14 protein-coding genes are annotated in these 16,808 nt (G+C 66.9%); 6 read left to right on the top strand and 8 right to left on the bottom strand.

Annotated features, from left to right (window positions below):
• Positions 1-36: 36 nt before the first annotated feature.
• The 4 genes from C560_RS0108380 to C560_RS0108365 all read right to left on the bottom strand — a co-directional run bounded on the left by C560_RS0108380 (position 37) and on the right by C560_RS0108365 (position 4,364).
• Positions 37-843: an enoyl-CoA hydratase-related protein gene (locus C560_RS0108380; RefSeq protein WP_026537857.1), complete on the bottom strand. Its 807-nt coding sequence runs from the start codon at positions 841-843 to the stop codon at positions 37-39.
• Positions 840-2,114, bottom strand: a complete 1,275-nt coding sequence (locus C560_RS0108375; RefSeq protein WP_026537856.1) for a CaiB/BaiF CoA transferase family protein — start codon at positions 2,112-2,114, stop codon at positions 840-842. Before C560_RS0108375 ends, C560_RS0108380 begins: the two co-directional genes overlap by 4 nt.
• Positions 2,111-3,493 (bottom strand): FAD-dependent oxidoreductase, encoded by a 1,383-nt coding sequence (locus C560_RS0108370; RefSeq protein WP_026537855.1) that lies wholly within the window; start codon positions 3,491-3,493, stop codon positions 2,111-2,113. Before C560_RS0108370 ends, C560_RS0108375 begins: the two co-directional genes overlap by 4 nt.
• A 262-nt stretch (positions 3,494-3,755) precedes the next feature.
• Positions 3,756-4,364 carry a helix-turn-helix domain-containing protein gene (locus C560_RS0108365; protein ID WP_026537854.1) on the bottom strand — a complete coding sequence of 203 codons (609 nt, stop codon included), beginning with the start codon at positions 4,362-4,364 and terminating at the stop codon, positions 3,756-3,758.
• Positions 4,365-4,953: 589 nt separating this feature from the next.
• Here C560_RS0108365 and C560_RS0108360 point away from each other — a divergent pair.
• Together C560_RS0108360 and C560_RS0108355 are read left to right on the top strand one after the other, a co-directional pair.
• Complete coding sequence (locus C560_RS0108360) at positions 4,954-6,258, top strand: MFS transporter (RefSeq protein WP_026537853.1); 1,305 nt, start codon at positions 4,954-4,956, stop codon at positions 6,256-6,258.
• 74 nt (positions 6,259-6,332) lie between these two features.
• Positions 6,333-6,842, top strand: coding sequence for a cytidine deaminase (locus C560_RS0108355; protein ID WP_026537852.1), 510 nt, complete (start codon positions 6,333-6,335; stop codon positions 6,840-6,842).
• Positions 6,843-7,143: 301 nt separating this feature from the next.
• On the opposite strand, the gene C560_RS0108350 is transcribed toward C560_RS0108355, so the two are convergent.
• Positions 7,144-7,563: a DUF4383 domain-containing protein gene (locus C560_RS0108350; protein ID WP_231494294.1), complete on the bottom strand. Its 420-nt coding sequence runs from the start codon at positions 7,561-7,563 to the stop codon at positions 7,144-7,146.
• A 220-nt stretch (positions 7,564-7,783) separates the two neighbouring features.
• Between C560_RS0108350 and C560_RS0108345 the strand changes: the two genes are divergently transcribed.
• The gene (locus C560_RS0108345) at positions 7,784-9,103 is read left to right on the top strand and encodes a cell division protein PerM (protein ID WP_026537850.1); all 1,320 of its coding nucleotides are present in this window, start codon (positions 7,784-7,786) and stop codon (positions 9,101-9,103) included.
• 22 nt (positions 9,104-9,125) lie between these two features.
• Here C560_RS0108345 and C560_RS0108340 read toward each other — a convergent pair whose 3' ends face one another.
• Entirely contained in the window at positions 9,126-9,569 is a 444-nt protein-coding gene (locus tag C560_RS0108340; protein WP_026537849.1) for a hypothetical protein, read from the bottom strand.
• A gap of 39 nt (positions 9,570-9,608) precedes the next feature.
• Here C560_RS0108340 and purN point away from each other — a divergent pair, with 39 nt between their 5' ends.
• Both purN and C560_RS22625 read left to right on the top strand, forming a co-directional pair.
• Positions 9,609-10,184 carry a phosphoribosylglycinamide formyltransferase gene (gene purN / locus C560_RS0108335; RefSeq protein WP_026537848.1) on the top strand — a complete coding sequence of 192 codons (576 nt, stop codon included), beginning with the start codon at positions 9,609-9,611 and terminating at the stop codon, positions 10,182-10,184.
• A 310-nt stretch (positions 10,185-10,494) separates the two neighbouring features.
• Complete coding sequence (locus tag C560_RS22625; RefSeq protein ID WP_051533055.1) at positions 10,495-11,430, top strand: collagen-like protein; 936 nt, start codon at positions 10,495-10,497, stop codon at positions 11,428-11,430.
• A gap of 146 nt (positions 11,431-11,576) precedes the next feature.
• On the opposite strand, the gene C560_RS0108325 is transcribed toward C560_RS22625, so the two are convergent.
• A complete protein-coding gene (locus C560_RS0108325; RefSeq protein ID WP_018774783.1) occupies positions 11,577-12,929 on the bottom strand; it encodes an MFS transporter in 1,353 nt (450 codons plus the stop codon).
• 150 nt (positions 12,930-13,079) lie between these two features.
• On the opposite strand from C560_RS0108325, the gene purH reads away from it, so the two are divergent.
• Complete coding sequence (purH, locus tag C560_RS0108320; protein ID WP_026537847.1) at positions 13,080-14,765, top strand: bifunctional phosphoribosylaminoimidazolecarboxamide formyltransferase/IMP cyclohydrolase; 1,686 nt, start codon at positions 13,080-13,082, stop codon at positions 14,763-14,765.
• 861 nt (positions 14,766-15,626) lie between these two features.
• Here the strand turns inward: purH and C560_RS0108310 are convergent.
• The gene (locus tag C560_RS0108310; RefSeq protein WP_026537845.1) at positions 15,627-16,625 is read right to left on the bottom strand and encodes a trypsin-like serine peptidase; all 999 of its coding nucleotides are present in this window, start codon (positions 16,623-16,625) and stop codon (positions 15,627-15,629) included.
• Between the last annotated feature and the right edge of the window lie 183 nt (positions 16,626-16,808).

Here is a 16,808-nt window from a genome sequence, read left to right as displayed (position 1 = left end):
GAACGTCAGCCATCGGCATGTCAGGCGGTGGATCCGCTACCGGCCCGGCCAGTGCGGCGCACGCTTCTCCTGGAAGGCGCGGACGCCCTCGGCGGAGTCTTCGCTGTCCAGCGCCGCCATGAGGGCGGGGAGCCGGAGGCCGCGGGCCTCGGTGGCGGTCAGGTGCGCGGTCTGCGTGACCATCTGCTTGACCGCCCGGACGGAGGTGGGGGCGCAGGCGAGGATCTGGTCCACCCAGCGCTGCACCGCGGCGTCGAGTTCGTCCGCGGGGACCACCTCATTGACCAGGCCCATGGACTGCATCTCTGCGGCCTCGGCCTTCCGCCCGGTCAGGAGCATGCCCATCGCCTGGGTGTACGGGATCCGGCGCACCAGCTGGTGGATGCCGCCGTCGAGCGCCAGGCGCCCGACGCGCGGTTCCGTCAGCCCGAAGCGGGCCGTCTCCGCGGCGATCACGATGTCCGCGCCGAGCACGATCTCCATGCCGCCGCCGAGTGCATAACCGTTGACCCGGGCGATCACCGGGATGTCCAGCGTGGTGCGCAGGCTGAGCCCGCCGAAGCCATTCGGGTCCAGGCCGGCCCAGTATTCGAGGCCGGTCTTGTCCACGGCGGAGGCGGACATGTCCGCGCCGACACAGAAGGCCCGGGTCCCGGCGCCCGTGATGACCACGGCCCGGACGTCCGGGTCGGCTTCGAGCTGGTCCCAGATCTCGTTGAGCCGGGCCTGCGCGCCGCCGTCGACGGCGTTGAGCACGTGCTGGCGGTCGATGACCACGGTGGCGACATGGTTCTCGATGGTCAGGGTGACCTGATCCACGACGGTCTCTACTGTGGCGGTCACCGGAGCACCCCCAGTTCCTGCAGGCGCTCGATGGTCTCGGCGTCGAAGCCGTTCTCCAGCAGCACCTCAACGTTGTGTTCGCCCAGCCGCGGGGCCACCCGGCGGATGGTGGGCGGGGTGGCGGAGAGCCGGATGGGTGCGTTGAGCATCTTCACGGTGCCGACGCCGGGGTGTTCGGCCTCGACGATCATGTTGTTGGCGTGTGTCTGCGCATCGGCCAGGGTCTGCTCCAGGGTGTGCACCGGGGCGTTGAGCAGCCCCTGGTCTTCGAGCCGGGAGGTCCAGTATTCGGTGGTGTTGGTGGCCATGCGCTCGCGGAAGATCGCCTGCAATGCCGGCTTGTTTTTGAACTGCTGTTCGAGGTTGGCGAACTCGGGCCGCAGCGTGAGGTCCGCGTCCAGGCCCAGGGCCTCGGAAATGCGCAGCAGCGGATCCGGGGTGAAGCCGCCCACCATGCAGACGGCGCCGTCGGTGGTTTCAAAGACGCCGCTGAGCGGCATGGCGCCCCAGTTGACCTCGTAGCCGCGGTTGAGCTGCATGCAGGCCTCCTGCATCTGCAGGTGCAGCATGGAGTCGTACATCGTCACCTCCACCTTCTGCCCGACGCCGGCGGACTCGCGGGTGCGCAGTGCCAGCAGGATGCCCTGCATGAGGTGCATGCCCGTGATGTAGTCGCACAGCGTGGTGGGGTAGATGGCCGGCTTCATGTCATCCGACTCGCGCCGCCACATGACGCCGGAGTAGGCCTGGGCGATCGCGTCCTGGCCGCCCTTGTGCGAGTAGGGGCCCTCGGGGCCGAAGCCGGTGCCGGAGGCCCAGATGATGCCCGGGTTCTGCTCCTTGAGGTCCTCGTAGCCGAAGCCCATCCGCTCCATCACGCCGGAGCGGAAGTTGCTGACCACGACGTCCGCGTCGGCGAGCAGCCGGCGGAGGACGGCCTTGCCCTCATCGGTGCGGGTGTCCACCGAGATGCTGCGCTTGTTCCGGTTGATGGACAGGAAGATCGGGTTGTCCTGGCCGTCCTTGTCCGGGAACGAGTTGCGGGAGATGTCCCCGGCGCCGGGGCGCTCCACTTTGATGATGTCCGCGCCGTAGTCGCCCAGCAGCTGGGTGCAGGACGGGCCCATGAACACCTGGGTGAAGTCCACGATCTTGATTCCCTCGAGCGGGAGCGGGGTGCCAGCCGGGAGCGGGGTGCCCGCAGCCTCAGCGCCGGGTGCTGTTGCTTCTGCTGTTGTGCCTGGGAACAGTTCGTCGATGACGGTGCTCATGCCCCCACCACCGCGTCCACGTCAAGGGTGGCGTTCGCCGACGGGACGTCGCCCGGGTCCGCGCCGTGCCGGCGCATGCCCTGCTGGATGTCGAGTGCGGACACGTCGCGGACGAGCGTGCCGTTCTGGATCGCCAGCGCGGCGGCGACGCCGACTGCCTGGCCCATGGCCATGCAGGGCGGGATCTCGCGGGACATCTTCTGGGCCTCGGGGGTGGCGGAGTAGTGACGGCCGGCGACGAGCAGCTGGTCCACTTCCTTGGGCAGAAGCGAGCGGAAGGGGTAGTAGTAGTCGCGGCCGCGGGCCACGGTGTCGGCGAAGTGGCGGCGGGAGGTGACGTCGTCCTTCGTCATGACGTACTCGCCTTCGAGCAGCCGGGTCTGGCGCACGCCCATCTGGGACGCGACGTCGAGCATGTAGCAGTTCTCGAAGCCGGGCAGGTTGGCGCGGACGTAGTCCACGGCCTCGGTGATGCGGTCCCGGGCGGCGAACTCGGCGGCCGTCATGTCCGCCGGGTCGACGCCGTCGAAGCCGGTCATGTGGGGTGCGTTGCACCAGACGACGCCGTCGATGGGGGTCTTGAGCCACCACAGTTCCCAGGCGCCGCCGAGGAGGCGCTTGATCTTGCGGTTGATGGCGCGGGCTTCCTTCGGGTTGGCCTGTTCGAAAGCCTCCGCGGCGTTGGTGTCCACGTTGCCCAGGCGGAAGACGAGCGTGGTGAGGTAGCTGTCCTTGACGTAGCTGGCACCGGCCCGGGAGGCGACGTCGATGTCGCCGGTGGTATCGATGACGATGTCGGCCATAAAGGCCTGCGGGCCGGACTTGGTCTCGCAGATGACGCCCTTCATGACGCCGTTGTCCACGATGGGGCGGGAGAACCAGGAGTGCAGGCGCAGGTTGACGCCGGCCTCGCGGACGAGGTCGTTGGAGACGCGCTTCCAGCCGTCCGGGTCGAAGGCGGCGGCGTAGCAGACCGGCTTGGGGGTGGTGTGGGAGTGGAAGTCGAAGGTGCCGTAGCGGCCCCACTTGTTCCACAGTTCCTCGGAGGTCTTGCGGTCATCGGCCGGCGGGACGATCGCCAGGCCCAGCTTCTGCAGGCGCTCGACGTACTCGGAGACGATGCCGGTGACCGTGATTTCCTGGCCGTTGATCATGTCATCGAGCACCAGGACCATGCCGCCGGAGGCGAGGCCGCCCAGGGAGGAATAGCGTTCCAGCAGCGTGACAGAGGCGCCCGAGCGGGCCGCGGTGACAGCTGCGGCCACACCTGCGGGGCCGCCGCCGACGACGAGGACGTCGGAGCGGGAGATAACGGGGGCGGTGAGGTCCGCCGTGGTGGTGCTGAGTTCCAGCGACGACATGGCTGTGGACGGGTTCATGGGGATCCTTACTGTTTCGGCCGAAGTGCCGTTAGAGGCGTGCCGTGGGAACGGGTGCCGTTGGAACGGTGCCGCTGACGTAGAAGACGGTGCCCGGCAGGAACGCGGCGACGCTGACCGCTAATTCCACCCGGCAGAGGGTATGGCGCATCGCGGCCCGTTGCGGGCCGTGGTGCGGACTGTTGGAGGGGTTCCGGCGGACACCGCGGTATGGAAGAGGCGTCCGGACCGGAGAAAGGTGACGGCGGCTAGGGCCGGCGGATCACCACGCGTGAGGTGCGTTAACCCAGATCGCTACGCAGACCTCTTCGTAGCTGTTCTTGTACCAGTGGGGCGTATCAGAGGAGAAGGTGATCGAATCGCCTTCTTCCAGGGTGTACTTCTCGCCGTCCAGGAAGATGTCCTTCCGGCCGGAGATCACGATGCCGAATTCCTCGCCGCTGTGGCGGAAAGGAGTGGCGCTGGTGTCGTGGCCTGGCGGACTCACGATCCATTGGGCCTCCAGCGCACCGTTGAGGTCCGGGGTGAGCAGTTCATAGACCGCCTCACCCACGGACTTCTTGGTCACGCCCTTGAGGTTTCGCCGCTCGGCCTTGCGGACCACGGGGGACCTGGTTTCTTCCTGCCCGAGGAAGAACTTCCCCACAGGAATGTCCAGGCCGTGTGCCAGCTGCGCCAAGGTGGTGAAAGACGGATTGGCCAGGCCGCGTTCGATCTGGCTTACGATCGCCGGGCTGAGGCCAGTGACTTCCGAGAGCTTCGCAAGAGTCATTCCTTTGTCCTTGCGCATGTTGCGGACCTTGTTGCCTACGGTGGCAAGAAGGACGCTCGTGCCGGCGGGGGAATGTCCCGTGACGATTTCGTTGGCCATGCTCCGACTCTCTCTTGGTGAGCTAACACACATAACTATAGTGAAAACTTTTAGCGAATCAAGGTTTTGGTGAATATTTTTACGTTTCCGGCCTGAATTGGCGCCTGACGTGCGGCTTTGTCATCCGGCCCGGCCCCGGCCCGCCGCGGGCGGACGGGACTTCTCCGAAAACCATTGACTCCGTGAAGATCTTCAATATAGTTGTGTGAGCCGCAACACTTTGGGAAGAATGCTTCGAACAGGTTAGGGCCCACGGCCTTCTGGCGGAAGGCGCATCCGACCCGTGAACGCGTTCCTTTCCTCAAGCAAAGCTGCCGTGACATCTGCCAAGCCATCCGCAGAACACGATGTTGGCCGGTCAACAGGGACCAGTTCCTTGTTGCCGAGCTGGATGGCCCGTTTGCATTCAAGCGCTACGAAGAGGCATGCGTAGCTATCTGGGCTAACTCGCCTCCCATGTGGTGAGCCGGTCCCGCCCCGCGGACCAAGCCAAACGATAGTTTCGATTGCCGGCGACCCCAACAGGGGTGCCCGCCGGCAATCCGTACCCTCACGCACCCCGAAAGTGCGGGGGAAGGAAAAAGGAATCATGACTGACACTGTCGTCAAGACTGACCTGGAGACCGGCCGCAAGTCCCGGCTATCTCCGGAAGTCCGCCGGGGACTGCTCGGCCTTGGACTTGGAAACACCCTGGAATGGTACGACTGGATGGTCTTTGGCCTGCTGTCGGCCTTCATCGGACCCAAGTTCTTCCCGTCGCAGGACCCCGTCGCCGCGACGCTGAGCGCGCTGGCTGTCTTTGCCGTCGGCTTCGCGTTCCGTCCGCTGGGCGGGATCCTGCTCGGCACGTTCGCCGACAGGATCGGACGACGGCGGGTAATGCTCTGGTCCATCATGATGATGGCGGTTACCACCCTGATCATTGCCGTGTCCCCGACCTATGACCAGATCGGCCCCGCGGCCGGCGTCATCCTGCTGGTCTGCCGCATCGTCCAGGGCATCTCCACCGGTGTTGAGGCTCCGCTGTCCACCGCCCACGCCGTTGAACTCGTCCCCGCGGGACGCGAGGGCTTTGTCGCCGGCATCATCTCCTTCTACGTCAACGCAGGCATCCTGCTCGCCTCGCTGGTCAGCTACCTGTCGTCCCTGATGCTCGGCGGAGCCGTCATGGCCGACTGGGGATGGCGTGTGCCGTTCATCGTCGGCGCAGCCTTCGGCTTCGTCGTTGTCTACCTTCGCCGGACGCTTCCGGAGACCATGAAGCCGGAAGAACTGGCCAACAACTCCGCCAAGACCGTCTGGGGCGGAGTGCGCAAGCACTGGCTCAGCGTCCTGGCCATCACCTTCGTCGTCGGCGCGGCGCAGGCCTACAACTACGCCTGGAACACCGGCCTCCCGACGGCGGCCCGCACCGGCTTCAAGGAGGACGCCACCGCAGTCTTCGCACTCACCACCATCCTCGGCGTCGTGCTGGTTGTCGGTAGCCTCATCATCAGCAAGGTCGCTGACGGCAAGTCGATGTCCAAGTGGTTCCTGATCACCCGTGCGCTGGCCATTCCGTCCGTCTTCCTGATGCTGATGTACGTCAAGCCCGGCATCGCCGGCTTCGCGGCCGTCCTCCTCGGCGGCTCGGTGGTGCTGGTCCTGAACATGACCCTGTACAACGTTGTCACCAGCTCCCTGATGCCGAAGGGTTGCCGCGGTGCCGGCACCGCGCTCGGCTACGGCCTGGGCGTCGCCCTCTTCGGCGGCACGGCCTCCTACCTGCTGGTCTGGCTCCAGTCCATGAACGCGTCCTGGATCTTCCCCGTCTACGTGGCCGTCCTGTCGGCGCTCAGCATCGTCTTCTACCTGCTCGCCCGGAAGAAGAACGGCATCTTCATCGGCAGGTAGGACACACAGCCGGCCACGAACACAGCCAGACACGAACACAGGCACGTAAGAACAGCGGTAAGCAGGAACGGAAAGTGGGAACCCTCATGGACGCCAGTCGCCCGGACGGAAGCGGTCTGCAGGCAAACGAAATCTCCTTTGATCTCGACGTCTCCGACGTGGAGCTTTACCAGGCAGCCCGCGCGCTGTTGCTGACCGCCCACCACAGCGAGAACCACCGGGTGGCGGCCGCCATGCGCGGCGAGTCGGGGACCATCTATCTCGGACTGCACATTGGCGCCAAGCGCATCAATGTGTGCGCCGAATCCAGCGCCCTTGCCAATGCCCGCATGGCACAGGAACCAGCAATCCACTCCGTGGTAGCTGTCAGCATGGACGGGCAGGGACAGCCCCAGGTCACTAACCCGTGTGGCCTCTGCCGGGAGCTGCTGCGTTCTTACGGATCCGAGACCTCTGTACTGGTCGATGCCGGGGGCGAGGTGGGCAAGGTTCGGATCAAGGAACTGCTGCCCTTTCCCTGGATGCGTGCCACCGAAACGGAGTGGGACACCCTCCCGCCCCGCGTTCAGGATCACGCAAGCTGACGAGCCGCCGCAGCACCCGCATCATCACCAGCGGCAACGGCAGCGGTAAGGCATCACGGAAGGCCGGGACTCACAAAGTCCCGGCCTTCCGGCGTCGGGCGTTCACTGTGAGGCGGCGCTCTGCCGGCGGGCGTTCACTGTGAGGCGGCGCTCCGCCGTCGCCGTCGTTGAAAGCTGTGCCGGGCACGGCCGGCGTGCCACACAGAAAGCTGGTGCAGCCGCCGCGTTTCCGCTAAACCACTGCACCAGCAGGTAGTACGAATTTTCTGAATGCTATGAAACGTTACTCATTCGCGGCTCCCTATGTCCCGGGGGTTGATGACCGGGTCTTTACGTCTTCTTCCAGGTGCCTCGTCATCAGCCAGCCTGCGCCGGCCATTACTACGCCCATTACCATGAAGGCCCAATTGTCCATGGTGTTCAGCGACAGGAAGTTGGCCGCCGAATCCACGCCGACGATGAAACCGTAGATGCTAAGGACGATGTACAGCAGACCGGAGCCCATGAGGAAATTCCGGGCGCCCATGGCAGTCCGGGACATGGTCAGGCCGGTGGCGCCGATCGCGAGCTGAACGATGTTCAGCAACATCGACACCTGGAACAGGCCCAGGAACAGGGCCTTGGAATCAGGCCCGAAGAACCTCAGTTCGCTGTAATTCGTAGTGATGCCGGGGATGAACCCCAAGATGCCCACGACGATCAGGACGATACCTACACCCATGCCAACGTTCTGTACATCTGTCCGACCAAAATGAACGCCGTGCGCATGAGGAGATGCGGTAGTCATTATCTGCCTCCAACCACTGATTGCGGACATTTACAATTTTACGGCCCGGGTGTGCAAAAAGCTCCGCGCGGCCCCGACGGCAAATACGGCGGATCCGGCCAATGTGCCTGTCGGAAACCGGCCGGATGCCGGGCCCGTGGCACCATGGATCTCGATGAAACTGCGCGCTGATCAGACCGGACAACGTGGCCTTCCCATGCCCCTGTGGCTGCAGGGTGCCCTCGAGTCCGCCCAGGCCGCCGTCATCTCCGCCCTCGTGGTGGTGGCCCCGATCGTCATCGTCTGGGCCACGGCCGGATTCCAGCACGGCGGATTCGACGTCCTGGCGCGCCTGGCCGGCCAGGCCTGGCTGCTGATCCACGGCGTGCCCCTGCTGCTCGACACCGCCGGTGCCGGCTCCGCCGCGCAGCCGGAATCCGGGACGCTCTCGCTCATCCCGCTGGGGCTGGCCCTCATCCCGTTCCTGCTCGCCTGGCGCGCCGGACGGCGCCTGGCCCGTGCCTCGTATACGGACCAGCTCTGGCAGACGCTGCTTGGCTCCTGGCTGGCATACGCGGGATTCGGGATCGCCACGGGCTTCGTCTGCCGCACGGCCGACGTCGGGATCAGCCTCTGGGCCGCCGCGTTCATTCCCCTCATCCCGTTCGGGCTCGGCATGGTGGTCGGCGCGCGCCGCGAGGCCGGGTCGTGGAGCCGGCTGATCGGCGTCGACGCCGTGGCCTGGCTCTCCCGCACCAGCCAGCACTCCCGCTGGGCCGGGTCCTACCTGGGCTCGGCCATCAAGGCAGGATCGGTGGCGCTGATGGCGAGCCTGGCGATGTCCGCCGCGCTGCTGGCGGTCGACCTCTTTATCCACTGGAACCTTGTGGTCGCCGTTTATGAAGGGCTCGACGCCGGCGCCTTGGGCGGCGGCGTCCTCACCATCGTGCAGCTCGGCTTCCTGCCCAACCTCGTCGTCTTTGCCCTGGCCTGGATCTCCGGCGCGGGGTTCGCCCTGGGCGTCGGGTCGCTGGCCGGACCGCTCGGGACCGCCGTCGGGCCGCTGCCGTCCATTCCGGTGTTCGCCGCGCTGCCGGCCGGTTCCCTCGACTTCGGCTTTGTGGCCCTGGTGGTGCCGGCGCTGGCCGGGGCGCTGGCCGGCTGGTGGTTCCTGCGCGAAGGCGAAAACCACTTCGACGAATGGCTGTCCATCAAGGTCCGGGCCCGCTGGTTTACCGCCGCCGCCTCCACCCTGGTGCTGGGCGCGGTGATCGGCTCCGTGGCCGGGCTGCTCGCGGCGGGGCTCGCCTGGCTGGCCCGCGGTTCGGCCGGCATCGGGCGGCTGACGGAGATCGGGCCCGATCCGCTGCGCACGGCACTGTTCGTGGCCGCCGAAGTCGGGATCGGCGTCGTGATCGGCTACGCGGCCGGACCCTGGCTGGAACGCCAGCAAAAGCTGCGCGAAGCAGACCTCGAGACGGTCAACAGCCGCTAGCGCAGCGGCGCGGGTGCGGCTGTCAGCGCAGCTGCGTGGGCAGTTGCGTGGGCAGGGACTTCTCCAGCTGCGTCCTGCATTCCGAGGTTGCCTGCTGCGTCAGGGCGTAGCGGACGCACTGCTGGTAATCGCGGATCTGGTTGAAGAACAGCGTCGAGGCCAGGACCACCAGGAGCATCACCGCGGTGACCACCAGCCCGGATATCGCGCCGTACAGGACCAGCCGCGATTCCTTGTATTTCACGGCCCGGACCAGCACCACGATGCCCAGCACAATCCCCGCCACTGTGAGCAGCGCCGTCAGCCACACGTAGGCCACGTCGAGCTGGAAGACGAAGAACGAGCCCAGGACCGCGACGACGAACAGCCGGAAAAGGGTATGCGTCAGGCGTGCGGAATCTTGTGCCGCCTGGCCGGCCGGTTGCCGGCCCGGCTGGCCGCTGCCGGATTCCGTGGGGGGATTCATGTTTTCCAGCCTACGCGAGCGGCCCCATAAGCTAGGACCATGCGCATAGTTGTCCTCGTTTCCGGCACCGGCTCCAACCTCCAGGCAGTAATCGATGCCGTGAAGTCCGGCGCGCTCGACGTCGAGATCGCCGCCGTCGGCGCCGACCGCCCGGGGACGTTCGGGGTGGAACGCTCCGCCGCCGCCGGGATTCCCACGTTTGTGGTGGACTTCAAGGCCTACCCGGACCGGGCGGCCTGGAACGCGGCCCTGACCGAGGCCGTCGCCGGCTTCGCCCCGGATGTGGTGGTGTCCTCGGGCTTCATGCGGATTGTCAGCGCCGACTTCATCGACGCGTTCGGCGGCAAATACCTCAACACGCACCCGGCGCTGCTGCCGTCCTTCCCCGGTGCCCACGGGGTCCGCGACGCGCTGGCCTACGGCGTGAAGGTCACCGGCTGCACGGTGCACTGGGCCGACGCCGGGGTGGACACCGGCCCCATCATCGCGCAGGAGGCCGTGGCGGTCGGGGACGGCGAGAGCGAGGAATCCCTGCACGAGCGCATCAAGGTGGTGGAACGCCGGCTCCTGGTCTCCACGCTGGCCTCCCTCGCCGCGGCCCACACCCCCGCCTGATTTCCCCCGCCTGATCTGCCCCGGTTTCCCCTGCTGATTTCCCCCTGATTTCCCCGATGCGCTATCACTTGAGGTGGCTATCAGGGCTCAGAACAGCCCGGAGATGGCCCGAAGTGATAGCGCATCGGGTCGCGGGCGCGTAGCGGCCTTCGCAGGCAAACCAAGTGGTCGGACCCGCAAAACTGAGTACACGTTCCGAAAGTCAGGTACTGCAGGGCCAAAGACAGGTATTTCCGAGCCGGTGCAAGTAGCGAAATGGGCAATAGTCTGACGCAGTCTCATTCATTCGCCGCATCTCCGGGGGTTCTTCGTGTCTCGATTCAGCCTTGCCAAAACAAGTCCAAAAGTACTGTGTCTCACTGCGGCGCTCGTTCTCGGAACGGGCGCCGTTTCTGCTGCCATCGCCGCCACTCCAACGCCGGCAAGTGGCGAAATCAAGGGGTGTTTCAACAACAACAACGGCGGTGAGCTGCGTGTACTCCCCGCGGGCGCCTCGTGCGATTCCAAGAAGGAAACCGCAATCTCCTGGAACGCCCAAGGCATCCAGGGCATCCAGGGCATCGCCGGTGCCCAGGGGATCCAGGGACTGCCCGGACTGAAGGGCGACACCGGCGACACCGGCGCCACGGGCGAGACCGGTGCCACGGGGGCCACCGGCGAAATAGGTGCCCAGGGCGGGAAGGGCGACACCGGCGAGACCGGCGCAACCGGGGCCACCGGTGAAACAGGCGCCCAGGGCGAGAAAGGCGACACCGGCGAGACCGGTGCCACCGGGGCCACCGGTGAAACGGGCGCCGTAGGCGCGACAGGTGAGACAGGCGCTCAAGGCGTCCAGGGCGAGAAGGGTGATGCCGGAGACAAGGGTGACACCGGTGCCACGGGTGCTGCCGGGGAGCCCGGTCTTCAGGGCAAGACGGGTGCCACCGGCGCAACCGGTGGCGCCGGCCCCGCGGGCGCCATCGGCCCGGTCGGCCCTGCAGGGGCCAAGGGCGAGACGGGTGCCACCGGTGCCGCCGCGTCCACCAGTGTGAGCGTCGCGTCGGCCAGCGGCTCAACGCTCACCGTCGTCGCCAGCTGCCCGGCCGGCCACGTCGCCACCGGCGGCGGCTTCGCGATCAACAGCAGCAACGGCAACCAGGTCGTGGCCAGCCAGCCGGTCGTGGGCGGATCGGGTCAGCCCACCGGCTGGTCCGTCACCCAGCTCAAGTCGAACGCGCTCTCGGTGTCCGTGACCTGCATCCAGTAGGCGGCTGATCGGACCACAGACGACGGCGCCCCTCACCACTCGCAGGTGAGGGGCGCCGTCGTGATGTCCCCGATGCGCTATCACGTGGGGCGGCTATCAGCGTCCGGAACCGCCCGGAGCGATAGCGCATCGGGTTGGCGGGCCGGCTACTCGAGCCGGCGCTGCTTGGTCTCCGGGGCGAAGAACGCCATCCACAGCACGGAGAGCAGCACCAGGCCGCCGGCCAGGGCGAAGGACGTCGCGAGCCCCAGCTCCGGCCACAGGAAGGCCGCGAAGACCAGCGGACCGAACCCGGCGCCGAGCCTCGAGAACGTCGAAGCCCAGCCGAAGCCGGAGCCGCGCAGCTCTGTCGGGTAGAGCTCGGAGACATAGGCATAGAGCACCGGGATGGCCACCTGCACCACGAAGCCGAACACCAGGAGCCAGAACACGGCGGCGGTGGGGATGTCCACCACGATCGCCACGATCACCAGCGTCAGTGCGGACAGCGGTCCGGTGATGGCCAGGATCCATTTGCGGCCCACCCGCTCCACCAGCAGGGCGGCCACCACCACGCCGAGGAGTCCGACGGCGGCCATCGACGCCGTGGTCAGGAAGGCCTTGTACTCCGCGAAGCCGGCGCCGATCAGGATCCGCGGCATCCACGTCAGCGACAGGTAGTACACCAGCAGGATGCTGAAGAAGAGGGCCCATGCCGCCGTCGTGATCTTCCAGTTGAACTGCCAGAGGGCGCGCAACTGCGTCCATGCGCTGCCGGCGGAGAGGCGCGGTGCATCCTGCGGCGCGGGCAGGCTGTAGACGCGGGCCTCGGCGCCGGTGGCCTGGACCAGGCCGTCGATCACCTTGGCGGCCTCGTCGCGGCGGCCCTTGCGGATCAGGAACAGCGGGGATTCCGGCACGCTGCGGCGGATCCAGAACACCAGCAGCGCCGGGAGCACCATGACCAGCATGGTCAGCCGCCAGTCCGCGAAGGCCGCGACCAGCCCGGCGGAGACAAAACCGCAGAGGGCGGCGCCGATCGGCCACCAGCCGTCCATCGCGGTGAGCACCCGGCCGCGCTGTTTGCGGGGGGTGAACTCGCCCACCAGCGCATAGTCCACCGGGATGCAGCCGCCCAGGCCGAACCCGGCCAGGAACCGGAACACGACGAACCACATGAAGTCGGGGGAGAAGGCGCCGAGCACGGTGAAGATGGAGAAAATCAGCAGGGTCGCGGTGAAGGCCTTCTTGCGGCCGATCGTGTCCGCGATGGTGCCCCAGACGAACGCGCCCAGGGCCATGCCAATGAGGTTCGCCGTGCCGATCCAGGCGGCATCGCCCGGGCTCAGCGACCAGTGCTTGGACAGCAACGGAATGAGGATGCCGTTGAGGGTGACGTCCCAGGCATCGAACATGAAGCCCAGTCCGCCGATCAGGAAGATCCGGCCTTGGACCTTCCACCGCCACGGCAGTTCCTGGACCACCTGTTCGCCGCTGGGCACAGTGGTGTACGTGTTCATCTTGGCCTCCTGTGAAAACTCTACGTGGCCGGGCCGCGGCCCGCGCGTGCTTCACACTCCGGCGCGCGGAAGGGCCCCGCGCCGGGACGCGATAAACTGGCCGCATCCCCACCACCCGCGGCCCCGCCGCGATATAAGACGGAGACTTTTGTGAGCTTCACGCAGCTTGACCGTGTATCCATCGACCGAGTTCCCATCCGCCGGGCACTGATTTCGGTCTACGACAAGACCGGTCTGGAGGAGCTCGCTCAAGGCCTGCACACCGCCGGCGTCAAGATCGTCTCCACCGGCTCCACGGCCAAGAAGATCGCCGCCGCGGGCATCCCCGTACAGGAAGTCGAGGAAGTCACCGGCTCCCCGGAAATGCTGGACGGCCGCGTCAAGACCCTGCACCCGCGCGTGCACGGCGGCATCCTTGCCGACCGCCGCGTCCCGGCCCACATGCAGACCCTGGCGGACATGGAGATCGAGCCCTTCGACCTCGTCGTCGTCAACCTCTACCCCTTCGTGGAGACCGTGAAGTCCGGTGCGGCGCCGGACGACGTCGTCGAACAGATCGACATCGGGGGCCCCGCGATGGTGCGCTCCGCCGCGAAGAACCACGCTGCCGTCGCCATCGTGGTGGACCCGGCGTCCTACGGTGCCGTGGTGGAGGCAGCCGCCTCGGGCGGTTTTGACCTGAAGACCCGCCGCCGGCTCGCCGCCAAGGCGTTCGCGCACACCGCGGCCTACGACACCGCCGTGGCCACCTGGACCGCCAGCCAGTTCCGTGACGAGGACGGCGACGGCGTGATCGACTGGCCCGCCTATGCCGGCCTGGCCCTGGAACGCTCCGAGGTGCTCCGCTACGGCGAAAACCCGCACCAGCAGGCCGCACTGTACGTGGACAAGGCCGCCCCGGCCGGCATCGCCCAGGCCGACCAGCTGCACGGGAAGGCCATGAGCTACAACAACTTCGTCGACGCCGACGCCGCCCTGCGCGCCGCCTTCGACTTCGCCGAACCCGCCGTCGCCATCATCAAGCACGCCAACCCGTGCGGGGTGGCCGTCGGTTCCGCGTCCGCCGCTGACCCCATCGCCGACGCCCACGCCAAGGCCCACGCCTGCGACCCCGTGTCCGCGTTCGGCGGCGTCATCGCCGCGAACCGCACGGTCACCGCCGGGATGGCACGGACCGTCGCCGGCATCTTCACGGAAGTCGTCATCGCGCCGGGCTTCGACGACGAGGCCGTGGAGATCCTGTCCAAGAAGAAGAACATCCGCCTCCTGGCCCTCCCGGACGGATACGGCCGCTACCCGACCGAGTTCCGCCAGGTCTCCGGCGGCATGCTGGTGCAGGCGACGGACAAGGTCGACGCCGACGGCGACACCCCCGCGAACTGGACCCTTGCCGCGGGCGACGCTGCTGACGCCGCCACCCTGGCCGACCTGGCGTTCGCCTGGACCGCGTGCCGTGCAGCGAAGTCCAACGCCATCCTGCTCGCGGACAACGGTGCCGCCGTCGGCATCGGCATGGGCCAGGTCAACCGGCTCGACTCCTGCAAGCTCGCGGTCGAGCGCGCCAACACCCTGGGCGTATCTGTGGACTCCGATGTTGACGGTGCCGGCGGTGCTTCGAACGCCGACGCCACCGCGTCGCCGGAACGTGCCCGCGGTGCCGTCGCGGCCTCGGACGCGTTCTTCCCGTTCGCCGACGGACTGCAGATCCTGGTCGATGCCGGCGTGCGCGCCGTCGTCCAGCCCGGCGGCTCCGTCCGGGACGAGGAAGTCATCGCCGCGGCCAACGCCGCCGGCATCACCATGTACTTCACCGGAGCCCGCCACTTCTTCCACTAGGGCACTTCCACCCGGGCTCTTCCACCCGGGCTCTTCCACCCGGTCTGCGGTCCGCGCGCAAGAGACCCGCACAAAAAATGGACATGCCCTCCCTTTCCGGGGGCATGTCCATTTTTTGTGCCACCGAGTGGGCTGGCAGCCGGTCCGCGGGACATGCCCATTCTTTCTCATTCTTTCCGCGGGACATGCTCATTTTTCGCGGCAAGGAGTGGGCATATGGGGGATATGTCCAGGCTTCGGAGTGTGGAGAGGACATGTCCCTTGAGCTTCGGAGCTGCCAGGGCCCAGCGTGGGGAATGCTCATGCTTTCCGGGGCGCAGAGGGCCAAGCGTGGGGCATGCTCATTCTTTCCGCGGGACATGTTCATTTTTTGCGGCAAGGAGTGGGCATATGGGGGATATGTCCAGGCCTCGGAGTGTGGGGAGGACATGTCCCGTGCGCTCAGGAGCTGCCAGGGCCAAGTGTGGGACACACTCATTCTTTCCGGGGCGCAGAGGGCCAAGCGTGGGACATGCCCATTCTTTCCGGGGCGCCGATAGCCAAACGTGGGGCATGCTCATTCTTTCCGCGGAACATGCCCCCACTTTGCGGAGCCCGGAGGACCCGCCCGGGAGGACATGTCCATTCCTCATGCCAAGGCCCGGACATAGGGGGTATATGTCCGGGCCTAGGTGTCAGCGGAGGGCATGTCCAGCGGAGGCGCCGCGATCTGCCGTCGCACACTAAAACCGGCGCGGGGGCACTGCGTCCTCCTCACTGCTGAAGATGGGCCGCAAGTGACCCCGCGCCGGGGTAAACAGGGTTGACAGGGTAGGCAAGCCGGGCTGCACGGGCCCCGCGGACGGAGCCCGTGCCCTCAGGTTAGGAAGCGGCCGCCGTGGTGTAGGCCTGCTGGATCACGCTGCCCCAGTACGGGCCGTACATCTTGGTGGAGTTGCTGCCGTAGCCGTAGCTGTTGATCGAGTTCTGGTAGCCGGAGGCGCTGGTGCCGATGAACCACGGACCGCCCGAGGAGCCGCCGGTCATGTTGCAGGGGATCCCCTGGGTGTTGAACTGCGGGTTGTAGGGATCGTTGGTGGCGGTGCCGGAGCAGCTCTTGAGGGATTCACCGTTGAAGGGCGCCGCGGCGGGGTAGCCGTAGGACTTGTAGGTCAGGCCGCGGGCGGCGTTGAACTGCAGCCCGGAGCCGCCGACGACATCGCTCAGGTACTGGCCGTTGAGCGTGGACATGACGGCGAAGCCGGTGTCATAGGTCATGTCGCCCGAGGAGCTCCACTGGGTGGGGGCGTAGAGGGCCCTGGCCGTCCACTTGCCGTAGGGGGCGGCGCCATTCAGGTACGCCGGGACGAACGTGAACTTGGTGGCGAAGGCGCCCGGGCCCTCGTTCACGCAGTGCCCGGCCGTGGAGACCGTGCTCTTGTTGCCGGAAGAGACCGAGTTGCCGGAGCAGACATAGTTTGTCCCGCCGAGGGTGAAGAAGACCTTGCCGATGTGCGGGACGGGGGTCTCGCTCGCATTGGCCTTCGTCTGGAGCGTCTGGGACTGCAGCTTGGGAGCCGCGGCCTCGACCTTGCTTGGGGCGCCCGTTTCCGCCGGGCCACTGGCCGCGGCGGCCTTGCCATTGCGCTTCATGGCCCTGTCGGCCAGGACGTCGCCGGGGACGGCGCTGCGCATGCGTTCCGCGGTCCAGTAGTCGGCCGTGCCCGTCTCGGTGACGGTGTGGCTGGTGACATCGGAGGCGGAGACCGGTGCCTTGGCCGGTGCGGGGGAGGCCGTGGCCGCCCCCGCGGCACTCAGGGCCAGCAGCGCGGCGGCCGAAAGAGTCAGCAGGCTGGTGGCCAGAGTCTTGGGTGTTCTCATGGGTGTCCTAACCGGTGGAAAAGCGGGGCGGCCGCTGTTGGCGGCCGCTGGATGGAACGAAACTACGGCAATTTGACTAACCTGTAAAGTCTCTTGTCAATTTTTGTTATGCCGTGTTGAGCCGTCACTCATCCGTCCGCGCACGACGCCGGTAGGCGCCAACGGGGGCACCTCGGGTAAGTT

Origin of the sequence: Arthrobacter sp. 9MFCol3.1, assembly GCF_000620385.1 — a bacterium.
GTDB lineage: Bacteria > Actinomycetota > Actinomycetes > Actinomycetales > Micrococcaceae > Arthrobacter.
Note: the sequence above shows the minus strand (reverse complement) of the source record. Positions and strands in the feature narration are given on the sequence as shown.

Excerpts from the sequence above, each read along its gene's own strand:
- C560_RS0108365 (WP_026537854.1), bottom strand. The coding sequence starts at position 4,364 with ATGGCCAACGAAATCGTCACGGGACATTCCCCCGCCGGCACGAGCGTC.
- C560_RS0108360 (WP_026537853.1), top strand. The coding sequence starts at position 4,954 with ATGACTGACACTGTCGTCAAGACTGACCTGGAGACCGGCCGCAAGTCC.
- C560_RS0108310 (WP_026537845.1), bottom strand. The coding sequence starts at position 16,625 with ATGAGAACACCCAAGACTCTGGCCACCAGCCTGCTGACTCTTTCGGCC.
- purN (WP_026537848.1), top strand. The coding sequence starts at position 9,609 with ATGCGCATAGTTGTCCTCGTTTCCGGCACCGGCTCCAACCTCCAGGCA.
- C560_RS0108370 (WP_026537855.1), bottom strand. The coding sequence starts at position 3,493 with ATGAACCCGTCCACAGCCATGTCGTCGCTGGAACTCAGCACCACCACG.
- C560_RS0108345 (WP_026537850.1), top strand. The coding sequence starts at position 7,784 with ATGAAACTGCGCGCTGATCAGACCGGACAACGTGGCCTTCCCATGCCC.
- C560_RS0108340 (WP_026537849.1), bottom strand. The coding sequence starts at position 9,569 with ATGAATCCCCCCACGGAATCCGGCAGCGGCCAGCCGGGCCGGCAACCG.
- C560_RS0108325 (WP_018774783.1), bottom strand. The coding sequence starts at position 12,929 with ATGAACACGTACACCACTGTGCCCAGCGGCGAACAGGTGGTCCAGGAA.
- C560_RS0108350 (WP_231494294.1), bottom strand. The coding sequence starts at position 7,563 with ATGGGTGTAGGTATCGTCCTGATCGTCGTGGGCATCTTGGGGTTCATC.
- C560_RS0108375 (WP_026537856.1), bottom strand. The coding sequence starts at position 2,114 with ATGAGCACCGTCATCGACGAACTGTTCCCAGGCACAACAGCAGAAGCA.